At 54.8% G+C, this 18,349-nt stretch carries 18 protein-coding genes and 1 tRNA gene; 14 read left to right on the top strand and 5 right to left on the bottom strand.

Annotation, left to right across the window (positions count from 1 at the left end; translation table 11 throughout):
• Positions 1-29: 29 nt before the first annotated feature.
• The 7 genes from HKD42_RS04755 to HKD42_RS04725 all read left to right on the top strand — a co-directional run bounded on the left by HKD42_RS04755 (position 30) and on the right by HKD42_RS04725 (position 6,059).
• The gene (locus HKD42_RS04755) at positions 30-965 is read left to right on the top strand and encodes a TraB/GumN family protein (RefSeq protein ID WP_170010783.1); all 936 of its coding nucleotides are present in this window, start codon (positions 30-32) and stop codon (positions 963-965) included.
• Positions 965-1,864 carry a TraB/GumN family protein gene (locus tag HKD42_RS04750; protein ID WP_170010781.1) on the top strand — a complete coding sequence of 300 codons (900 nt, stop codon included), beginning with the start codon at positions 965-967 and terminating at the stop codon, positions 1,862-1,864. The genes HKD42_RS04755 and HKD42_RS04750 overlap by 1 nt, the downstream gene beginning before the upstream one ends.
• A 119-nt stretch (positions 1,865-1,983) precedes the next feature.
• The gene (locus HKD42_RS04745; RefSeq protein WP_170010779.1) at positions 1,984-2,643 is read left to right on the top strand and encodes a 50S ribosomal protein L25/general stress protein Ctc; all 660 of its coding nucleotides are present in this window, start codon (positions 1,984-1,986) and stop codon (positions 2,641-2,643) included.
• A gap of 108 nt (positions 2,644-2,751) precedes the next feature.
• On the top strand, positions 2,752-3,324 hold the full coding sequence (pth, locus tag HKD42_RS04740) for an aminoacyl-tRNA hydrolase (RefSeq protein WP_170010777.1): 573 nt from the start codon (positions 2,752-2,754) through the stop codon (positions 3,322-3,324).
• 79 nt (positions 3,325-3,403) lie between these two features.
• The gene (locus tag HKD42_RS04735; protein ID WP_170010775.1) at positions 3,404-4,399 is read left to right on the top strand and encodes an SDR family oxidoreductase; all 996 of its coding nucleotides are present in this window, start codon (positions 3,404-3,406) and stop codon (positions 4,397-4,399) included.
• A gap of 78 nt (positions 4,400-4,477) precedes the next feature.
• Positions 4,478-5,578 carry a redox-regulated ATPase YchF gene (ychF, locus tag HKD42_RS04730; protein WP_170010773.1) on the top strand — a complete coding sequence of 367 codons (1,101 nt, stop codon included), beginning with the start codon at positions 4,478-4,480 and terminating at the stop codon, positions 5,576-5,578.
• 16 nt (positions 5,579-5,594) lie between these two features.
• Positions 5,595-6,059 carry a MaoC family dehydratase gene (locus HKD42_RS04725; RefSeq protein WP_170010771.1) on the top strand — a complete coding sequence of 155 codons (465 nt, stop codon included), beginning with the start codon at positions 5,595-5,597 and terminating at the stop codon, positions 6,057-6,059.
• A gap of 10 nt (positions 6,060-6,069) precedes the next feature.
• Here the strand turns inward: HKD42_RS04725 and mutL are convergent, their stop codons facing one another.
• Entirely contained in the window at positions 6,070-7,887 is a 1,818-nt protein-coding gene (mutL, locus tag HKD42_RS04720; protein ID WP_170010769.1) for a DNA mismatch repair endonuclease MutL, read from the bottom strand.
• 192 nt (positions 7,888-8,079) lie between these two features.
• Here mutL and HKD42_RS04715 point away from each other — a divergent pair, with 192 nt between their 5' ends.
• The 6 genes from HKD42_RS04715 to HKD42_RS04690 all read left to right on the top strand — a co-directional run bounded on the left by HKD42_RS04715 (position 8,080) and on the right by HKD42_RS04690 (position 13,873).
• Positions 8,080-9,123 (top strand): rod shape-determining protein, encoded by a 1,044-nt coding sequence (locus tag HKD42_RS04715; protein WP_170010767.1) that lies wholly within the window; start codon positions 8,080-8,082, stop codon positions 9,121-9,123.
• A 13-nt stretch (positions 9,124-9,136) separates the two neighbouring features.
• Positions 9,137-10,027: a rod shape-determining protein MreC gene (gene mreC, locus HKD42_RS04710; RefSeq protein WP_170010765.1), complete on the top strand. Its 891-nt coding sequence runs from the start codon at positions 9,137-9,139 to the stop codon at positions 10,025-10,027.
• Positions 10,027-10,581 carry a rod shape-determining protein MreD gene (gene mreD / locus HKD42_RS04705; RefSeq protein ID WP_170010763.1) on the top strand — a complete coding sequence of 185 codons (555 nt, stop codon included), beginning with the start codon at positions 10,027-10,029 and terminating at the stop codon, positions 10,579-10,581. Before mreC ends, mreD begins: the two co-directional genes overlap by 1 nt.
• Positions 10,581-12,656 carry a penicillin-binding protein 2 gene (gene mrdA / locus HKD42_RS04700; protein ID WP_170010761.1) on the top strand — a complete coding sequence of 692 codons (2,076 nt, stop codon included), beginning with the start codon at positions 10,581-10,583 and terminating at the stop codon, positions 12,654-12,656. The genes mreD and mrdA overlap by 1 nt, the downstream gene beginning before the upstream one ends.
• Complete coding sequence (gene rodA, locus HKD42_RS04695) at positions 12,653-13,771, top strand: rod shape-determining protein RodA (RefSeq protein WP_170010759.1); 1,119 nt, start codon at positions 12,653-12,655, stop codon at positions 13,769-13,771. Before mrdA ends, rodA begins: the two co-directional genes overlap by 4 nt.
• A gap of 26 nt (positions 13,772-13,797) precedes the next feature.
• Positions 13,798-13,873: transfer RNA gene (locus tag HKD42_RS04690), tRNA-Lys, on the top strand.
• 15 nt (positions 13,874-13,888) lie between these two features.
• Here HKD42_RS04690 and HKD42_RS04685 read toward each other — a convergent pair.
• Positions 13,889-14,950, bottom strand: a complete 1,062-nt coding sequence (locus HKD42_RS04685; RefSeq protein WP_170010757.1) for a hypothetical protein — start codon at positions 14,948-14,950, stop codon at positions 13,889-13,891.
• Entirely contained in the window at positions 14,947-15,513 is a 567-nt protein-coding gene (locus HKD42_RS04680; RefSeq protein ID WP_170010755.1) for a hypothetical protein, read from the bottom strand. Before HKD42_RS04680 ends, HKD42_RS04685 begins: the two co-directional genes overlap by 4 nt.
• Positions 15,514-15,725: 212 nt before the next feature.
• Between HKD42_RS04680 and ribH the strand changes: the two genes are divergently transcribed.
• Positions 15,726-16,148, top strand: coding sequence for a 6,7-dimethyl-8-ribityllumazine synthase (ribH, locus tag HKD42_RS04675; RefSeq protein WP_170010753.1), 423 nt, complete (start codon positions 15,726-15,728; stop codon positions 16,146-16,148).
• Here the strand turns inward: ribH and HKD42_RS04670 are convergent.
• Both HKD42_RS04670 and HKD42_RS04665 read right to left on the bottom strand, forming a co-directional pair.
• Positions 16,145-17,236 (bottom strand): Rv3169 family protein, encoded by a 1,092-nt coding sequence (locus tag HKD42_RS04670; RefSeq protein ID WP_170010751.1) that lies wholly within the window; start codon positions 17,234-17,236, stop codon positions 16,145-16,147. The genes ribH and HKD42_RS04670 overlap by 4 nt on opposite strands.
• Complete coding sequence (locus HKD42_RS04665; RefSeq protein WP_170010749.1) at positions 17,223-18,296, bottom strand: phosphotransferase; 1,074 nt, start codon at positions 18,294-18,296, stop codon at positions 17,223-17,225. The genes HKD42_RS04670 and HKD42_RS04665 overlap by 14 nt, the downstream gene beginning before the upstream one ends.
• Between the last annotated feature and the right edge of the window lie 53 nt (positions 18,297-18,349).

Below are 18,349 nucleotides of genomic sequence, written 5' to 3'. Positions count from 1 at the left end.
CCACCCTCTCTTTCCCGAAAGGTAATGTAATGAACACCTACAAAAACGCTCTCGCTTCGACTGCCGCTGGCATCGCAATGCTATTTTCAACAACTGCTTGCGCCCAGCAGCAGCAAAAGCCGACGCCTGTGGCATCGACCGAAGTAGCTATTGAGGATGCGAAACCAGCTGGCCCGGCGCTTTGGAAAGTCGCAGACGAAGATACCACGATCTATCTGTTTGGGACTGTCCATTTGCTGCCTGAAGGTATCGATTGGTACACTCCAAAAGTAGCGAACGCCCTGGCGGCTTCGGACAAGCTAGTTACCGAAATCCACATGGAAAAAGGCTCTGAGGCAGCAGCTGGTCAGTACATGATGGGCGAAGGGTCTTTCACCGATGGCCGTAAAGTCCGTGATCTTCTGAACGAAGAACAGAAAGCTGCTTACGAAGCGGCATTGGGCAAGCTTGGCGTCCCCGCACCTGCATTTGATGGTTTTGAACCGTGGTTCGTAGCAATGAACATGTCGATTATCCCGTTGCTGCAAAAGGGATACTCGCCCGATGCTGGCGTGGAATCAGCTTTGGAAGAAAAGGCCGGCGACATGGCGCGCGGCGAATTGGAAACAGTGGCATTCCAAACCAGTGTTTTTGATGGTCTGCCAATGAACGTTCAAGTTAATTACATGATGGAAGTAGCGACCAACATAGACGATGTCGTCCCAATGCTCGACAAGATGGTTGACGAATGGGCAGAAGGTGATGCTGACGCTCTTGCAGAATTGATGAACGAAGGGCTTAGTGACCCGGTATTGGCCGAAGCCTTGCTGTATAACCGCAACGCCAACTGGACTGATTGGATTGATAACCGGATGGATACACCCGGCACGGTATTTATTGCTGTGGGTGCAGGACATTTGGCTGGCGAGAAAAGCGTTCAAGATATGCTTGAAGATCGCGATATTGAGGTTACTCGGGTCCAATAATGATCTCGAAATATTTCTTCGGCCCTTTGGCGGCACTTGTGCTGCTGTCGGGCTGCGGAAGTGTCTTGTCTGACAATAATGAGGCGGGTACGGCGGATAAGCCGTCGCCCGCCTTGTGGTTGGTAGCGGACGATGCGGGCAATACAGAAGGCTGGTTGTTCGGCACCATCCATGCCCTGCCCGACGGCGTCAGATGGCGGACGGAAGCTCTGGACAGGGCTTTGCAACAATCCGAGGCATTGGCGGTGGAGATTGCAAATCTCGACGATCAGCAAGCTTTAGCGCGCACATTTTACCAATTGGCCCTGTCACCCAGGCAGCTCGCATTGGTTGAACGGGTATCTTCCGATCGCGTGAAGAAGCTTGAGCGGATGATGGCAAAGGGGGACTTTGACCAAGGTCACTTTCAATCCACCGACACCTGGGCCGCCGCCATTACGTTGGCTCAATTGCAAAGCGTTGGAGATTCCGAAAACGGAGTAGACCGCGCGTTAATCCGCAGTTCCGGCAACCGCCTGTTGATTGAGCTCGAAGGCACCGCGCGGCAACTCGGTATATTTGACCAATTACCAGCCAAAGAACAGATCGATCTCCTCCACGCTGTGATTGATGAAACGCAGGAAACGGATGCTGGCAAGCCAAGCGATTTAGTTGCTACATGGATCAAGGGCGATATGCAGGCGCTTGAACAAGAAAGCATGAAGGGAATGCTCGCAGATCCAGAACTGCGTTCAGCCTTGCTTGTCCAGCGCAATCAGGATTGGGTCCGGCAATTGCAAGTGTTGTTCCCCGACACCGGACCGATAATGGTCGCGGTTGGTGCTGCCCATATGGCCGGATCAGATGGCTTACCAGATATGCTGCGCCAGCAGGGCTATACAGTTACCCGTATCCAATAGGCGGTTTTGCTTGCCAAATACGGGCAAGCACACTAGTTGGCCGCTCTTCTGCAGCTATGGTCATCCCTGGAGGCGTGGCGCGGAACATTACGAAATATGCAATTTGAAAGGCAATTATTATGAGCGACGCTCTTACTCTGCCGGCCGAAGCGCGCGAACGGGCAGGCAAGGGAGCCTCCCGTGCATTGCGTCGCGAGGGCCGTGTACCCGCTGTGATTTATGGCGGAAAAGAAGAACCAACAACGATCCACATCGAAGGCAAGGAGCTGATGCGTCAGCTCATGACCGGTCACTTCATGAACTCAATCGTCATGGTTGAAATCGGTGGTGATAAGGTTCGTACCATCCCTAAGGATGTTGCATTCCACCCGGTTACTGATCGTCCGATCCACGCCGATTTCCTTCGCCTGTCGAAGGATTCGAAGATCGAAGTCGCTATTCCAGTAGTCTTTATCAACGAAGAAGCCTCACCTGGCCTCAAAAAAGGCGGTGTTCTCAATATCGTTCGTCACGAACTGGAACTTGTTTGCGAAGCAGACAAAATCCCGTCCGAAATCGAAATCGATGTTACCGGCAAAGAAGTCGGCGATTCCCTGCACATCAGCGAAGTCTCGCTGCCTGAGGGATCGACAAGCGCGATCACTGACCGTGACTACACAATCGCAACATTGGTTGCTCCATCAGCGCTCAAGAAAGCTGAAGGCGATACAACCGAAGAAGGCGAAGAAGCTGAAGGCGAAGAAGCCGCAGCAGCTGAAGGCGAGGCATCAGCAGAATAAGCTGATCTTAGCTGAACAATTTCAAGACACCGGCCCTGCGCAAGCACGGCCGGTGTTTTTGTATCTGAACCACTTCACGCATCGGCTGATTGTGACTACCTACTGATCATGCAAATTTGGACAGGCCTTGGAAACCCCGGACCGGGATATGTGATGCACCGGCACAATGTCGGCTTCATGGCGGCAGATGTTATTGCCGAAATGCATAATTTCGGACCGGTCCAGAAGAAGTTCCAAGGTTGGGTACAAGAAGGCAGAATTGGGACCGAGAAGATCCTTCTGCTGAAACCCGCCACATATATGAATGAAAGCGGCCGGGCTGTTGGGGAAGCACTTCGGTTCTATAAGCTGGGCACAGATGCGCTGACAGTTTTTCATGACGAGCTGGACCTTGCGCCATTCAAGGTGAAGGTAAAACAGGGCGGCGGTCATGCTGGCCATAATGGCCTTCGGTCGATCACCCAGCATCTTGATGCAGAATTTCGCCGTGTCCGTATTGGTATCGGCCACCCCGGTCATAAAGACCGGGTCCACGGCCATGTGCTCGGCAACTATGCCAAGGCCGAACAACCGATGCTGATCGACATGCTTGGCGGGATCGGGGCAGAGGCGAATTGGCTGGCGCAAGGCAATGATCCGCGTTTCATGAGCGAGCTGGCCATGAGGCTAGCTGACAGCTAAGATTTGACGCATTTGCTGAAACCGCTGACAGTGCGGTACATTGCGACATAAGAACACTGATCGAGAGAGGATCTTCCTGATGCCCAATATCAATCGCAGAGCATTACTTGGCGGCGCAGCTGCCACCACCGTTTTGGCCGCCACCGCTGCCGCGGCGCAGTCAGATATGATCAAACCGGCGGGATCGGTAAAAGGGAAAACAATTTTGATCACTGGTTGCTCATCTGGCTTTGGCCGTTTGATGGCAGAAGATTACGCGCGCAAAGGCGCTAAAGTGTTCGCCACTATGCGCAACTTGCCCCGCCCGGCAGCGAGTGAACTCAGTGCTTTGGCCAGCGACGAAGGGCTCGATATTACCGTCCTTGAAATTGATGTAACCGATGACGCCCAGGTTGCAGCCGGCGTTGCCGAGGCTGAACGTTTGGCTGGCGGCGCGCTGGATGTTCTGGTCAACAATGCAGGGATTTCTACCGCCGGGCCGATAGAGATCCAAGACATGGCTGCGACGCAGCTCTTATTCGATACCAACGTATTTGGTCCGCAGCGTATGGCTCGGGCCGCCCTGCCCGCCATGCGCGCTGCCAAGTCAGGTCAGATATTCAACGTATCGTCTCAGCTCGGCCGCGTCATGTTGCCAGGTTTTGGTCAATACTCCCCGACGAAGTTCGCTTTGGAAGCCATGAGCGAGCAAATGGCCTATGAGCTCGCGCCCCACAATATCGAGGTCACGATCATCCAGCCCGGCGGCTACCCGACAGAGATTTGGGCGAACAGCAACGCTCTGACCCAAGGGCTATTGGATCGCGCGGAGGACAAGCATTTGAACGGGTATGAAGCGATGGTGACGCGGCTTCGTTCTGCCTCCAATAATGGCGGCTCGACCGATCCGATGGATGTACCCAATGCAATTGCAGAGATTATTGCTATGCCAGCAGGCACGCGCCCTCTTCGCCGTCCGGTGCATCCCGGTTCCAAGCCGCAAGTCGCCATCAATGAAGTGTCAGCCAAGGCGCAAATCGGCTGGCTTGGCGAAAGCCCCTATGGTCCAATGATCAAGGCGGTCCATAACGTTTGATGATTTGAACAACACGCACTGGCCTTTAGCAGGGACGCTCGCTAAAGGCCGCGTCTTGTTTATATACCGGAGTGTGTGATGGGTTTCCGTTGTGGGATCGTCGGGCTGCCCAATGTTGGTAAGTCCACCTTGTTCAATGCGTTGACAGAGACGCAGGCTGCCCAAGCGGCCAATTATCCGTTTTGCACCATTGAACCTAATGTCGGGCAGGTTTCCGTACCGGACGAACGGCTCGACAAAATCGCCGCCATTGCCGGTAGCGCGAAGATTATCCCGACGCAGCTCGCCTTTGTTGACATTGCCGGCCTTGTCGAAGGTGCGAGCCAAGGCGAAGGTTTGGGCAACCAGTTCCTCGGCAACATTCGCGAAGTGGATGCCATCGTCCACGTACTGCGCTGCTTTGAAGATGATGACATCCAACATGTCGCCAACAAAGTTGATCCGACAACCGACGCCGAAGTGGTAGAGACCGAATTGATGCTCTCCGATTTGGAAAGCCTCGAGAAGCGTGTTCCTGCGGCCGAAAAGAAGGCCAAGGCAGGCGACAAAGACGCGAAGGTTCTTGCCAGTGTTCTTGGTCAAGCGCTTGAGCTGCTGCGTGCCGGGAAACCAGCCCGTTTGACAGAGCCCAAAGATATTGAGGAAGAGCGGGTGTTTCATCAGGCACAGCTGCTGACTGCAAAGCCCGTTCTGTATGTTTGCAATGTGGCGGAAGAGGACGCAGCGACCGGAAACGCGCTGTCCGAACAAGTAGCGGCAAAGGCCTCTGCTGAGGGCGCCCAATCCGTAGTTGTCTCTGCGGCCATCGAATCCGAGCTGGTCGGAATGGAAGAGGAAGATCGCGGAGAATATCTGTCCGAATTGGGTCTCAGCGAAAGCGGCCTCGCCCGTGTGGTCCGTGCCGGTTATGAGTTACTCCAATTGCAGACATACTTCACTGCCGGCCCCAAAGAATCCCGCGCATGGACTTTCCCGATGGGCGCAAAGGCCCCGCAAGCTGCTGGCGAAATCCATTCTGACTTTGAACGCGGCTTCATCAAAGCGGAAACCATCGCCTATGATGATTTTATCGCTTGCGAGGGTGAAAGCGGCGCACGCGAAGCCGGTAAACTGCGGCAAGAAGGGAAGGACTATCTTGTCAAGGACGGCGATATTCTGAACTTCAAGTTCAACGTGTAATCGGAGCAAATTCGCGATGCTGTATTTTGAAGATCTGGAAATCGGTTCCACCCAGAAATTCGGTCATTACGAAGTAACTCGCGAAGAAGTGATAGAATTTGCGGGCAAGTATGATCCGCAAGCGTTCCATCTCGACGATGATGCTGCGGCTGCGACCCATTTCGGGCGGCTTTCCGCGAGCGGTTGGCACACATGTTCCATGACTATGGCAATGATGGTAGCAAATATGAAGGTCAACAAGCAGGCCGGGCTCGGTAGTCCTGGCGTTGATCAACTCCGCTGGAAAAAACCGGTCTATCCCGGCGACACGTTGCGCGTTGAAACCACTCTGATCGAAAAACGGCGAAGCAAGTCGCGCCCAGAAATGGGTATTTTCAAATCGACCCAGAAAACGATCAATCAAGATGGTGATGTAGTACTGGAAATGACCTCAAACGGGCTCATCCAAGTCCGAAATCCCGATGCGCCGATTGAGGGCTGAGGTTAGGGTATCAATGCCGCCCGAATAGCTTCTCGACATCATCCATGCTCAACTTCACCCAAGTCGGGCGGCCGTGATTGCATTGGCCTGAGCGCGGGGTGACTTCCATCTCTCGCAGCAAAGCATTCATTTCGGTGACGCTGAGCGTCCGCCCTGCCCGGACCGATCCGTGGCACGCCATTGTTGCCAGCACCAAATCGAGTTTCTCGCCCAGCAGGATGGCTTCCCCGTGCTTGGCGATATCATCGGCTATGTCTTGCAGCAGCTTGGCTGGATTGGCTTTACCCAAAGCGTGAGGGACCGCGCGGACCAACATCGCATTCGGACCGAACCGTTCAATAACCAGCCCAAGTTCGGCCATTTTAGGGATGGCGTCTTCTAACCGGTCACAGTCGGGTTCCTCCAGCTCGACCACATCGGGCATTAGCAACGCCTGACTGCGCTTTATCGCGTCTTCTGCGCCCGCGGCGCGCAAGCGTTCCAGCACTAAACGTTCGTGGGCGGCGTGTTGATCGACGATCACCAAACCATCGGCGGCCTCTGCCACGACATAGGTATTGGCGACTTGCCCGCGGGCGATACCGAGCGGGTATTTGTCAGCCTCAGCCCCGATATCCTCGGCCACTTCGGCGCGGCCCTGTGGTGCAGCCAGATCCTCATTTTCAAACCCGTGATAGGGCTGCGACGGCGATGCTACATGGGAAGGCTGGCTGCGGCCCCAATCGCGCCCTTCAAACATGGATCGAAGCGCAGGGGCGGGTTCCTGCTGGAAAGGTTCTGATTGCCAGCGGCCCATTGCCGCAGCGTCTGGGGATTGTGCGCTCCTGCGGTCGCCTGTTCCGAGCGCTTGGCGAAGGCCAGACACAATAAAACCCCGAACAGCCTGACTATCGCGAAAGCGGACTTCGGTTTTGGCGGGATGGACATTCACGTCTACATCCTCCGGCGGCAGCTCCAGAAACAGCGCCAGAACTGCGTGCCGATCACGCGCCAACATATCGGCATATGCGCCGCGAACCGCCCCGGTCAGCAAGCGGTCCTTCACTGGCCGGCCATTGACGAATAAATATTGGTGATCAGCCACCCCGCGATTATAGGTCGGCAATCCAGCCACGCCGGTCAAGCGCATCGCACCACTCGGTGCTGGCCGTTCCAAATCAATCAGCACGCCATTATCCGCCAATTCTCTGGCAACAATTCCGGCGACGCGCGTTTCGACGCTCTCTCGGCCCTGCACGGCCAGCACGCGCCGTTCCCCATGCTCAAAAGTAAAGGCAATATCAGGCCGAGCCATCGCCAGACGGCGTACAACGTCAAGGCAGGCGCCATACTCGCTGCGCGGGGTGCGCAAGAATTTCCTGCGCGCGGGGAGTTTGGCAAACAGGTTTTCGACCCGAACCCGCGTACCGGGCGGCAAGGCAGCCGGTGTGTCCTCCACCAAAGCGCCATGATCAACGATCTTGCGCCAGCCCTGCTCCGCATCGCGCGGCCGGCTTTCCATCGTAAATTTCGCGACACTGGCGATAGATGGCAGTGCCTCCCCCCTAAAACCCAGCGTTGCCACTTGCTCAATCGCCTCATCCGGCAGCTTGGATGTTGCGTGGCGTTCCAATGCCAAGGCTATTTGATCGGGCGCCATCCCGCACCCGTCATCAGCGATCTCTATCCGGGTCAGGCCGCCATCAACAATGTGAATGGCAATCCGCGAAGATCCTGCATCTATGGCATTTTCCACCAGTTCTTTAAGTGCAGCGGCAGGTCGTTCGACCACTTCGCCAGCAGCGATGCGGTTGACCAAAGTTTCTGGGAGACGGCGAATAATCGGCATGGAAATGCAGCGGTAGCGACGAAGCGGCGCAAATTCGAGTTTGGCAGTGGAAAAAGCGGTGCACTACCGACATAAATTTTTGGCCTTTTCCGGAGGGTTTCGTTAAGAGGCTTTCATCCCTGTCATAATTGGGTTGCATCTCTCGCAAGTTCGCGCGGCAAAGGCCCATAAATTTTACGGAATACACTTCGGATGAGCTTCTTTTCCCGACTCTTCAAAATCGGTTCGCAAAATATGGCAATCGACCTCGGTACTGCCAATACGCTGGTCTATGTTCAGGATCAGGGAATCGTTCTTAATGAGCCATCCGTGGTTGCGATGGAAACCATCGGCGGGTTCAAGAAAGTTAAGGCAGTCGGAGACGAAGCCAAGATGATGATGGGTAAAACACCCGACAGCATCGAAGCCATCCGCCCACTGCGCGACGGTGTTATCGCTGATATCGAAATCGCTGAGGAAATGATCAAGCACTTCATTCGCAAGGTGCATGGATCGAAAAGCATGTTCCGCTATCCAGAGATTACAATCTGTGTCCCGTCAGGTTCCACATCGGTTGAACGCCGGGCGATACGTGACGCAGCAAGCAATGCAGGGGCAAGCGAGGTTTATCTTATCCTCGAGCCTATGGCAGCGGCTATTGGCGCAGATATGCCTGTAACAGAGCCGGTTGGTTCTATGGTTGTGGATATTGGCGGCGGCACGACAGAAGTCGCTGTGCTGTCCCTGCGCGGTCTTGCTTACACCACATCGGTTCGTACCGGAGGTGACAAGATGGACGAGGCAATCGTTTCCTATGTCCGCCGGCACCACAATTTGCTGATCGGTGAATCGACAGCAGAACGGATCAAGAAAGATTACGGCGTCGCTATGGTGCCAGAAGACGGCATTGGCGAGACCATCACATTGAAGGGCCGCGATTTGGTCAACGGTGTGCCTAAAGAAATTAGCATCAATCAAGCTCACATTGCTGAGGCTTTGGCAGAGCCAATCGGAGCGATTGTCGAAGGCGTGCGGATTGCGCTTGAAAACACCGCACCTGAACTTGCTGCGGACATCGTCGATCAAGGGATTGTTCTGACCGGTGGCGGTGCGCTGATCGAGGGATTGGACGAGCATCTTCGCGAAGAAACCGGCCTGCCTGTAAGTATTGCAGAAGATCCGCTGTCTTGCGTCGCGGTGGGAACGGGCCGGGCGATGGAAGATCCGATCTATCGCGGCGTGTTGATGACCGCCTAAGGGGAGAAGCGCCATGGCGTCGACATCCCGGCGCTCCAGTTACTCACGACGGGCGCAATATGGTACCTTTACGGGCTATGTCGTCGCCGGGATTGGTGCGCTAATTGGTGCTGTTTTGCTGGGGCTGTCTCTGTGGCAGCCCGGTAGCTTTTCAGGCCCGCGGAATGTGGCCTCGGACCTTATCGTTCAGCCGGTCGGCGAAGCCAGTGCCACCGCGCGCACCAGCGGCCAAAGCCTGTTCGATGCCATCTCAGGATATTTGGAAGCTGGCGGTCAAAATGCTCATCTAAAAAAAGAAGTAGAACTCGCCCGTATCCGGTTGGCGGAGGCGGAGGCTGTAAGCCAGGAAAATGCTCGGCTGAAAGAACTGCTGTCTCTGACCGAAGCAAGCGATAGATCTGTCACTGTAACGCGCATGATCGGATCAACATCATCCAGCAGCCGGCGTTTTGCCTATATTGGCGCTGGTTCATCCGACGGAGTGCAACCCGGCATGCCCGTGCGCAGTGCGCGCGGCGTCGTTGGCCGGGTGCTGGAGGTTTCCCCTGGAACCGCTCGCATCTTGTTGCTCACAGACAGTCAAAGCATCTTGCCCGTCCGATTGGCGGATGAAGATGTGGTTGCATTCGCTGAGGGGCGCGGCGATGGCTTGTTACAAATCCGGTTGATCAATCTTGGCGTGAACCCTCTGGAAGAAGGCGATATGCTGGTAACCAGTGGTTCTGGCGGATATTACGAACCAGGGATCGCGGTAGCAATTGTGACCGAGGTGACAGATGACGGGGCTGTCGCCCGGATAGTTAGCGATCCTGCGGCAACAAATTTTGTTACTGTGGAATCGATCTGGCTTCCGGAAACCATCGAAAGTGCTGAACAGCCTGCCGATGCGCCGTTGGAGCCGTAATGGACCGCCTCGCGCCATCCGCACGTAGTGACGCTTATGGCAGCCGGATCAACCGGGCACACTCCCCTACCCTTGCCTATTGTATCCCGCTGCTGACGGTTGTGTGCGGTTCGATCCTGTCGATTGTACCGATCGCCAGTGCAGTTCCCTTAATGCCGCCTTTGGGCTTCATCACTTTGCTCGCTTGGCGGATGGTTCGGCCGGGGCTGTTTCCTATTTGGGCTGGTTTCCCACTGGGAATGATCGATGACTTGTTCAGCGGCCAGCCATTCGGGTCTGCCATTATGCTGTGGTCGCTGGCTCTGATCAGCGTTGAAGTGTTGGAAGCCCGTTTCCCTTGGCGGGGCTTTATACAGGATTGGCTGAGCGCTGTTGTGATCATCACGCTATATCTGTTGCTGGGCGCCTTACTATCGGGTGCTTCTCTAGATTGGCAGGCCGTTGTCGCCCTCGTCCCACAGCTGCTCATCGCGATATTGCTTTTTCCCGTTATCGCCAGGCAAGTGGCGCGTCTGGATCGGGTGCGCCTGATGCGCTTTTGGAAGATTGGCTGATGGCGTTTGGCAAGCGGCGTAAATCTCAAAAGCGGCCTCCGACCGTTAATGCATCAACATTGGCAAGCAGATATGACAGGCGCAGTTTTGTCATTACCGCTGTTGGTGCGGGCGTTGGGACGTTACTTGCGGGGAGAATGGCCTACATCGCCATTGCAGAGAACGAGAAATACCGGGTTGAGTCAGAGAGCAACCGGGTCAATCTTACCCTCATCCCGCCACGCCGTGGTTGGTTGCTGGATCGCAACGGAGCGCCGCTAGCATCCAACCGTGCCGATTTCCGCGTTGACGTTATTCCGGAACGGATGGTTAATCCGGAACGGACGCTTGATACGCTGGCCGAACTGCTGAGTTTGGACGCTGTGGCCTTACGTGATCTGAAAGAGACTGTCGCTGATGCGCGCGGATTCCAACCGGTGGAAATCGGAACAGGGCTGTCGTTTGAACAATTTGCGGCGATAAGCGTTCGCTTGCCCGATTTGCCCGGCGTGGTTCCTCAACGGGGTTATTCTCGATTTTATCCAACCGGACCCTCAGTTGGCCATTTGATTGGATATGTCGGCCCTGCCTCTGCCGAGGAGTACGAGATCGATCGTAGTCCGTTGCTTGTCACACCAGGCTACAAAATCGGCAAAGACGGGTTAGAGAAACAATTCGAACAGGAACTACGCGGGGAAGCCGGTGCCCGCAGGGTGGAAGTAACCGCGTCAGGCCGGATCATTCGCGATCTTGATACTCGCCCCGATGTCCAGGGCAGCCCTGTGAAACTGACCATTGATGGGCCGCTGCAAGATTATGCTGCACGCCGCATCGGGCTTGAGTCCGGTTCTGCAGTTGTGATGGACTGCGACACCGGAGACTTGCTGTGTATGTCTTCCATGCCCAGTTTTGATCCGAACAGCTTTTCGTCAGGCATTGGCAGCATTGAATATGCAATGCTGCGCGAAGACGAGCGTGTGCCGCTGCGCAACAAGGTATTGAAGGGCCTGTACCCGCCTGGATCAACGATAAAACCCATGCACTGCATGACCTTCTTGCAAGAAGGTATCGATCCAAACGAAACAATCGTTTGCGGTGGCGGCCGGCGTATCGGCAGCCGCTTTTTCAACTGTCACAGCAATCACGGCGTGGTTGATATGAACAAGGCCATCGCGCAAAGCTGTGACAGCTACTTTTATCATTTCGCACAGCAAGTCGGCTTTGACAAAATCGCAGCGCTGGCAAAACGTCTTGGGATGGGTCGTCAATTCCCGCTTCCTGTTACGAGCCAGTTTTACGGAACTGTTCCCACCCCGGCTTGGAAAGAAGAAAAGTACGGAGAGCCCTGGCGGACGTTCGACACGGTCAATGCCAGTATCGGTCAGGGGTATTATCTGGCCAATCCTCTGCAATTGGCAGTAATGTCGGCACGGCTTGCAACGGGCAAACGATTGTCGCCGCGCCTTACCATGGACCAGAAAGTGCCCGTACCTGCCGATATGGGCTTTGATGAGGAACACTTGGCCTATCTCCGCCAGGCGATGAGTGATGTCGTCAACGGTGCCGGAACTGCTCGGCGGGCACGTCTACCGCTCGATGGTATCCAGATCGCTGGTAAGACGGGGACCGCACAAGTTGTCGGCCTTAACGTGTCAGACGGCAGAACCGGTCCCTGGAAATTCCGGGACCACGGATTGTTTGTATTCTTCGCTCCACTCGACAAACCCAAATATGCAGGAGCCGTGGTGATTGAGCATGGCGGTGGATCAGGCTCTGCTTACCCGATCGCCCGGGATATCATGACATTCCTGTTCGACCCCGCCAAAGGCATGGATGCGCTACGCAGCTATGAACGGCAATGGGGAGGAAATGCTAAGGAGCGTTTGGCGCAAAAATACGCTCGCTATGCAGAGGCAGCGGGCGCGGAAATTCCGCCTTCCCCGCCCCGCGCAGAAGAAATATTTGACCGTGTCGATGCGGAAGCCCGAATGGCTGCACAGCAAGCGGAGGAATTCGCTGAGAACACTGACACGGTCAGACAAGGCCGGTCGAATAGCGGTGATAGCACCGGTAGCGGGACAGGAACGCCGCGATGAATTCTGTAATTCCCGCACCGATCGCGCGCCAACCTTGGCAAATGCTGATCCCGCTATTCATTCTGGTGGCGTTTGGTGGGGCCGTTTTATATTCGGCGGCCGGTGGTAATTTCCAACCGTTCGCTAGCTCCCACCTGATCAGGTTTGCCGTGTTCTTCGTGATGGCTTCGATCATTGTGTGGTTTCCACGCAATTTCGTGAAGTCGGCTGCGTACCTGGTTTTCGGTGTCGTTCTGATCATGCTGGTCGGTGTGGAAGTGATGGGCGCGGTTAAAGGTGGCAGCCAGCGGTGGCTAGAGCTGGGCTTTTTGCGGATCCAGCCATCCGAATTGATGAAGCCGACAATCGTTCTGGCCTTAGCGAGCTTTTACGGAACTTTGCCCAGCGGGATGATCGCAAGCTGGAGGGCTGTAGTGCCCGCTGCGGCCCTGATTATTGCACCGGTCGGCTTGGTGCTGCTTCAACCCGATCTGGGAACGTCGCTGGCGATCGTATTCTGCGGGGTTGTTGTAATGTTTCTTGCGGGGGTGCCCATGCGCTGGTTTGTCGCTGGCGGCGTGGCTGCTGCGATCGCGACCCCCCTGGCGTTTTTCTTCGGCTTGCAGGATTATCAGCAAAGACGGGTCACAACATTCCTCGATCCCGAAAGCGACCCGCTGGGGTCAGGCTATCACATCACCCAATCGAAAATTGCCATCGGGTCTGGCGGTTTTTCTGGCAAAGGTTTCAACGAAGGTTCTCAAAGCCACCTCAATTATCTGCCGGAGCCGCACACGGATTTTGTCTTCGCCACGATGGCTGAAGAATGGGGCCTGTTGGGCGGTATTCTGGTGCTCCTCATCTTCGCGTTGATAATGCGGTGGGGTCTCAACGTTGCAAAGACTGCCAATGACCGGTTCGCCAAGCTGTTGGCTGCAGGCATGGTGGCAACAATGTTCTTCTACGTTGCGATCAATCTGATGATGGTCATGGGGCTGGCACCCGTGGTTGGCATACCGTTGCCATTTATGAGCCACGGCGGATCATCCATGATGACCAACATGATCTGCATTGGCACTTTAATGATGGTCAATCGGTGGAACCGGGAACAGAACCGGTCTGGCTTCATTAGATAGGCAAGCGCACTGCATGCAGAGTATGTGGACGCATAGCTCAGTTGGTAGAGCAGCTGACTCTTAATCAGCATGTCCCAGGTTCGAACCCTGGTGCGTCCACCACCTTTATTTCAAAAGTCAGATGCCGGATTGGTCAATGTTGGCCGTAGCGGCAGCAGAATTCAGTGCCTCTTGCGCTGCTGCCTGATCAATTCTTGTCGTAAAGAATGCGGCATCTTGAGTAAGAAGGCGTTCGTTAATACTCACCTTTCCCAGAACTCTCCGGCCATCTGCATCATCCAGCTGACCTTGCAGCTTTTGGTTCAGCGTCAACGCTTCCGCGTAATTCCTGTCGTTAGAGGCCAGAATGGATTCCCGGTAGGTAAGTTTAGCTTCGTAGGCTGCCAAGGTATTGGCATCCAAATCGAACTGCGCCGCACCCTCAGACCAAGCTGGGTCAGTCGACAGATTTACCAAAGCAGCCTTGATTTCGCGAGCCTGCGCAATTTGATCGGACGATAGGTCGTTCTTGCGCATGCGCTGTTCAAGTCGGCCATTGAGTTTGCGAAATGCCTCTCCCTGCACAGCCCTCTGACATGCCTCTGCTTCGCGTTGCCCCGTGTCCTTGCTAATGGCATAGGCCCGCATTGCATCCTGTGACAAACCGAAGAAATCGACTTTCTTTGCGAGATTGCATGACAAGGTGAAGTACTTTTGCCGCATCTTGGTCCGTACGGGTTTAGGGCACGCTGTTCCAACTGCTTCGGCGATATAATGTGCCGCTATGATTGCGCCGATAATCTTGGTTTGCCCGGAACTGCTGTTGACCGCATTGATCCGCCGAACATCAGCTGGTCTGCAACTGACCGACCAGAGTTCAGTATTGATCTGAACCCGGGTGTCATCAGCCCAAGTATGAATGGTGAGCGGAACAGAGAACTCCTTAAAGTTCACCGATATATCATGAGCAACAACCTGGCCTGAGCTGGACCGCGACCCGACCAAACGCCTGTTTTGCTTTTCAAACGTCTTGACCCCGCTGCGTGTATCAAACGCTGCCCCGGTAGGGGCCCCGCCCTCATTGTTCCACGTTAATACGATAGGCACGTTATTCTCAACGCTTTGTGCCTGAGCCGCCATCGGAACGGATGCAGTGAGGGTCGCTGTAAACGCTACTGCCCGTCGCAATACCTGCTTCATTCTCCGTCATCCTTACCAAGTGTTTTACCGATAAATTGCCGCACCCGGCCGCCGTCGGATGCGATTGAAATACCCAATCGGGAAGCGAGAAAGAACGAAAATGCAGCAATCAATTGACTGCCAAAGGCTCTGAATGCTGATGTTGTCTCTGCGATGCTTTCTTGATCCGGAAGGTCGGTATAAAGTTCGCCATAAAACCGCAGTTGAGACAAGCCATCCGTGCCAATTTCCACCATGGTATAGATGATGGAAAGAAGCCCAGCGACACAAAGGACGATGATAGCAGCAAGCTGCCAACGCTTTGCGAATATCTCGGTCATCCAACCTGTCACCGCAGTAACGATCGCAAACACACCGGCCAGCATCGCGTTGATGCCGGTACCCAGTTCCATGAAAAACGTTGCAATACGCCAAGGGAACAGCAGCTCTGACTCAAGCTCGTCCGGGTCAACAATATATGCGGCGGCGTGGGTATTCCACGCCAGCCAAACGCTAAATCCGGTTAAGACACAAAGCACCCCAAATGCGATCAGTGCCCCGGCATATTTTGTATCTTGGTTCATGCGCCCCCCTTCTCAACGAACCGTTCAATCCTACGTCCGCTACGCTCATTATAGGACAAATGCGCAATCAGTTGTGCTTCCGGTCACACACGCTGTTTCCAGTTTGTAAACCATAATTTGGTCGGCACAAATAGCTGTTCAGGATTTTGAGATGCAGATGAAGGTTTCTTCTTGCTGCCCCAGTGGCTAGGGCGCACTCATAGGAGTACGTAATGGCCCGTTTTTTGATCGTTGAAGCCCGATTTTATGACCACCTGAACGATATGCTCGTATCTGGTGCACGCTCTGCATTGGAAGATGCAGGCCATGACGTTGATGTGCTCACCGTTCCTGGCGCTTTGGAGATACCCGGCGCCATCTCGCTTGCTGTCGAAAGTCAGCAATATGCAGGGTTCGTGGCAATCGGCGTGGTTATTCGCGGTGAGACGTATCACTTCGAGATTGTTGCCGGCGAAAGCGCCCGCGGAATCATGGCTTTGACGATGGACGGGATTGCGATTGGTAACGGCATCCTGACAACCGAGAACGAGCAGCAAGCTATTGTTAGAGCGGATCCCGCACAAATGAACAAAGGCGGTGAAGCGGCTAAAGCGGCCCTCGCCCTGCTCAATCTACAGGCACAATTTGCAGGTTAACTGCCTCCGTCGAAATACTCTTTGAGGCCTAGCGGCGCATAGGGCCCGAGGATCAATTGTTCTAATATACCGATGCCGGTCTCGCCATTGCTTGCGGCGGCATTACAAATCATTTGTACGTGTAAATTTTCGGGTTGGAGGGGATTCAGTTCTTCCAGCCCGATATCTTCACGCGCTACTTTCAATGGGCCTTGATGTTGACCGTGTCCCCAATCTGGTGAGGTGTACCCTAGCCCGCGCATCTGAAAGCGCGATTGCGGTGTCAGCTGGATGCTATCCGGCGCGCCCGGCACGTTGAGCTGGAGCTGAGCAGAGCTCGGCCAGCGACTGCCGCTTTTCAAAGTTGAAGTCAGTCGCCCTTCGCCTTCAACCACATCATCTATGCCTCCGCCCAATGGCACCCACGCTGCGCGGCTGTTCCAGTTGGTGCCATCCGGATGTGCATTCTTATGCCAGAATACGCTGCCACTCGGCAGATTGATCGGTGTCCATTGCCAAAAGAAAGTCGGCGCAGGCACGCCTGGCATTGGTTGCGTATCCCGCGCTCCAACCGGCCTTACGCCCCAGCTTCGATCACGTGTTCCCAAGGTGCCATCAGCCAGTCTACGGGTATCGCCATCCACGGTGATTTCCCCGGTGTAGCCGCCATTTTGGGTCATTCGCGTATAGTCCATAAAGGTCCGCGGCCCGATGCGGTGGGTGAAGCGAGGCTCTTCTATGGGGAACGCTCTGCCGCTGAATTCAAATTGGGCAGATATTCCGTCAGTTTCTGCAACGCTCACCCGGATTTTGTGCAGTGGCTCGATGATCTCAATATTTATCGGGCCGACGGATAGCTCCATCCGCTCCATACCCAATTCGCGGCTGGCATGAATACAATGCTGAACACCGTCTCTGATGACGCAAAAATGGGCATCTGCGACATCCAAATGAGGATATACGCCAAATGCCAGTGCAAAAAACTCAATACCATCAGGGGCATAGCCATTGAAGAAATAGCGATCATAGAAATTCCGGTCCGTTCCGGAATATGCCACCGGTTCCGGTGTCTGATGGATCGGATATTCATCACCTCTACTCAGCACCATCAACACCCTCCAATATGCGCATTGCGTCGATCTCCATAGCCAGCTCTGCGCCGCCTACTGCCATGGATTGAAAAATCGCTTCGCTTCGGTCCGTATGCTCCACGAAGGCGGCACTAAACACGGCTGTTGAAATGCCGTGCAATGCGCCGCGCGCATACTCATCAGAAACGCGGATATCACCAAGATCCGGCCCGCCCTGAGCAACCAATTCACCGCGGTAAAGCTCCAGAAATTCGACCTCGTTCTCGCGCCGCAGACCACTGCCAATTCCTGCTCCCATGAAATAGCCAAGATCTGTCAAAGGATGACCCAATGCGATGGTCTGCCAATCCAGAATGGCGACGGGTTCTGTGCCGCCAGCAATATCAAACAGCATGTTATCAAGGCGAAAGTCGCCGTGAATCACGCACGGTGCCGGACCACTTTCGCCGAGGAAATACTGTTCCGAATGATCGGCAAGCGAGCAGATATACGCCAGAACATCATCTGGTATCTTTCCGGCATATGTTGACGAAAATTTCCCACTCGCCCCGGGGTATCCGGCGGCAGCAAATGCTCTAACGTCAGGGTTTGGCGCGAGGAATGGCAGATTCTGATATTCCGGGTTTTCGTAAGTGGGGCCGTGCAAAGCGGCCAGCGCCTTAATGGCCGCTCTGGCTTGGGAAACTGAGCAACTAGCCAGTTGATCGCCTTGCTGTGCAGGACCGCAATCTTCCATCAAGAGCAGAAAATTGCCGCTCTCTTTCTCATGCTCTGCGAAATATGTGATCGGTGTGCGCGTACCGATGTTCGGTGCGATTTCGCGATAAAAGCCGACTTCCCTTTCATATAGCTGCATTGATACCGCAGTACCTTTGCTTGTCGGGTCTGCCGCAGGAAACTTTGCAGCGATAGTTGCCGGCCCACTATTGGGGTGCGCATATTCAATTGATATTCGCGCGCTATCACCCACTAGCCCGGCACCAATAGGTACGCTGCTGCATGACACTACCTGCGCATCTAATGCCGCGCTTAGAAATGCCCCTTCAATATCATCCGGCGTGGTTGGGAATCTCTCCAAGCCACTCTCCTCTCTCTGCTGCGCATCCTATGCCTTGCAGAGAGAGGGTCAAC

This window comes from Pontixanthobacter rizhaonensis (genome assembly GCF_012972675.1).
Lineage (GTDB): Bacteria > Pseudomonadota > Alphaproteobacteria > Sphingomonadales > Sphingomonadaceae > Pontixanthobacter > Pontixanthobacter rizhaonensis.
The sequence above is the reverse complement of the archived record's forward strand: the minus strand, read 5'-3'. Positions and strand labels throughout refer to the sequence as shown.

Excerpts from the sequence above, each read along its gene's own strand:
- rodA (WP_170010759.1), top strand. The coding sequence starts at position 12,653 with ATGAATTCTGTAATTCCCGCACCGATCGCGCGCCAACCTTGGCAAATG.
- HKD42_RS04715 (WP_170010767.1), top strand. The coding sequence starts at position 8,080 with ATGAGCTTCTTTTCCCGACTCTTCAAAATCGGTTCGCAAAATATGGCA.
- HKD42_RS04725 (WP_170010771.1), top strand. The coding sequence starts at position 5,595 with ATGCTGTATTTTGAAGATCTGGAAATCGGTTCCACCCAGAAATTCGGT.
- mreD (WP_170010763.1), top strand. The coding sequence starts at position 10,027 with ATGGACCGCCTCGCGCCATCCGCACGTAGTGACGCTTATGGCAGCCGG.
- HKD42_RS04750 (WP_170010781.1), top strand. The coding sequence starts at position 965 with ATGATCTCGAAATATTTCTTCGGCCCTTTGGCGGCACTTGTGCTGCTG.
- mutL (WP_170010769.1), bottom strand. The coding sequence starts at position 7,887 with ATGCCGATTATTCGCCGTCTCCCAGAAACTTTGGTCAACCGCATCGCT.
- HKD42_RS04755 (WP_170010783.1), top strand. The coding sequence starts at position 30 with ATGAACACCTACAAAAACGCTCTCGCTTCGACTGCCGCTGGCATCGCA.
- HKD42_RS04680 (WP_170010755.1), bottom strand. The coding sequence starts at position 15,513 with ATGAACCAAGATACAAAATATGCCGGGGCACTGATCGCATTTGGGGTG.
- HKD42_RS04735 (WP_170010775.1), top strand. The coding sequence starts at position 3,404 with ATGCCCAATATCAATCGCAGAGCATTACTTGGCGGCGCAGCTGCCACC.
- HKD42_RS04685 (WP_170010757.1), bottom strand. The coding sequence starts at position 14,950 with ATGAAGCAGGTATTGCGACGGGCAGTAGCGTTTACAGCGACCCTCACT.
- HKD42_RS04745 (WP_170010779.1), top strand. The coding sequence starts at position 1,984 with ATGAGCGACGCTCTTACTCTGCCGGCCGAAGCGCGCGAACGGGCAGGC.
- pth (WP_170010777.1), top strand. The coding sequence starts at position 2,752 with ATGCAAATTTGGACAGGCCTTGGAAACCCCGGACCGGGATATGTGATG.
- ribH (WP_170010753.1), top strand. The coding sequence starts at position 15,726 with ATGGCCCGTTTTTTGATCGTTGAAGCCCGATTTTATGACCACCTGAAC.
- HKD42_RS04670 (WP_170010751.1), bottom strand. The coding sequence starts at position 17,236 with ATGGTGCTGAGTAGAGGTGATGAATATCCGATCCATCAGACACCGGAA.
- ychF (WP_170010773.1), top strand. The coding sequence starts at position 4,478 with ATGGGTTTCCGTTGTGGGATCGTCGGGCTGCCCAATGTTGGTAAGTCC.
- mrdA (WP_170010761.1), top strand. The coding sequence starts at position 10,581 with ATGGCGTTTGGCAAGCGGCGTAAATCTCAAAAGCGGCCTCCGACCGTT.
- mreC (WP_170010765.1), top strand. The coding sequence starts at position 9,137 with ATGGCGTCGACATCCCGGCGCTCCAGTTACTCACGACGGGCGCAATAT.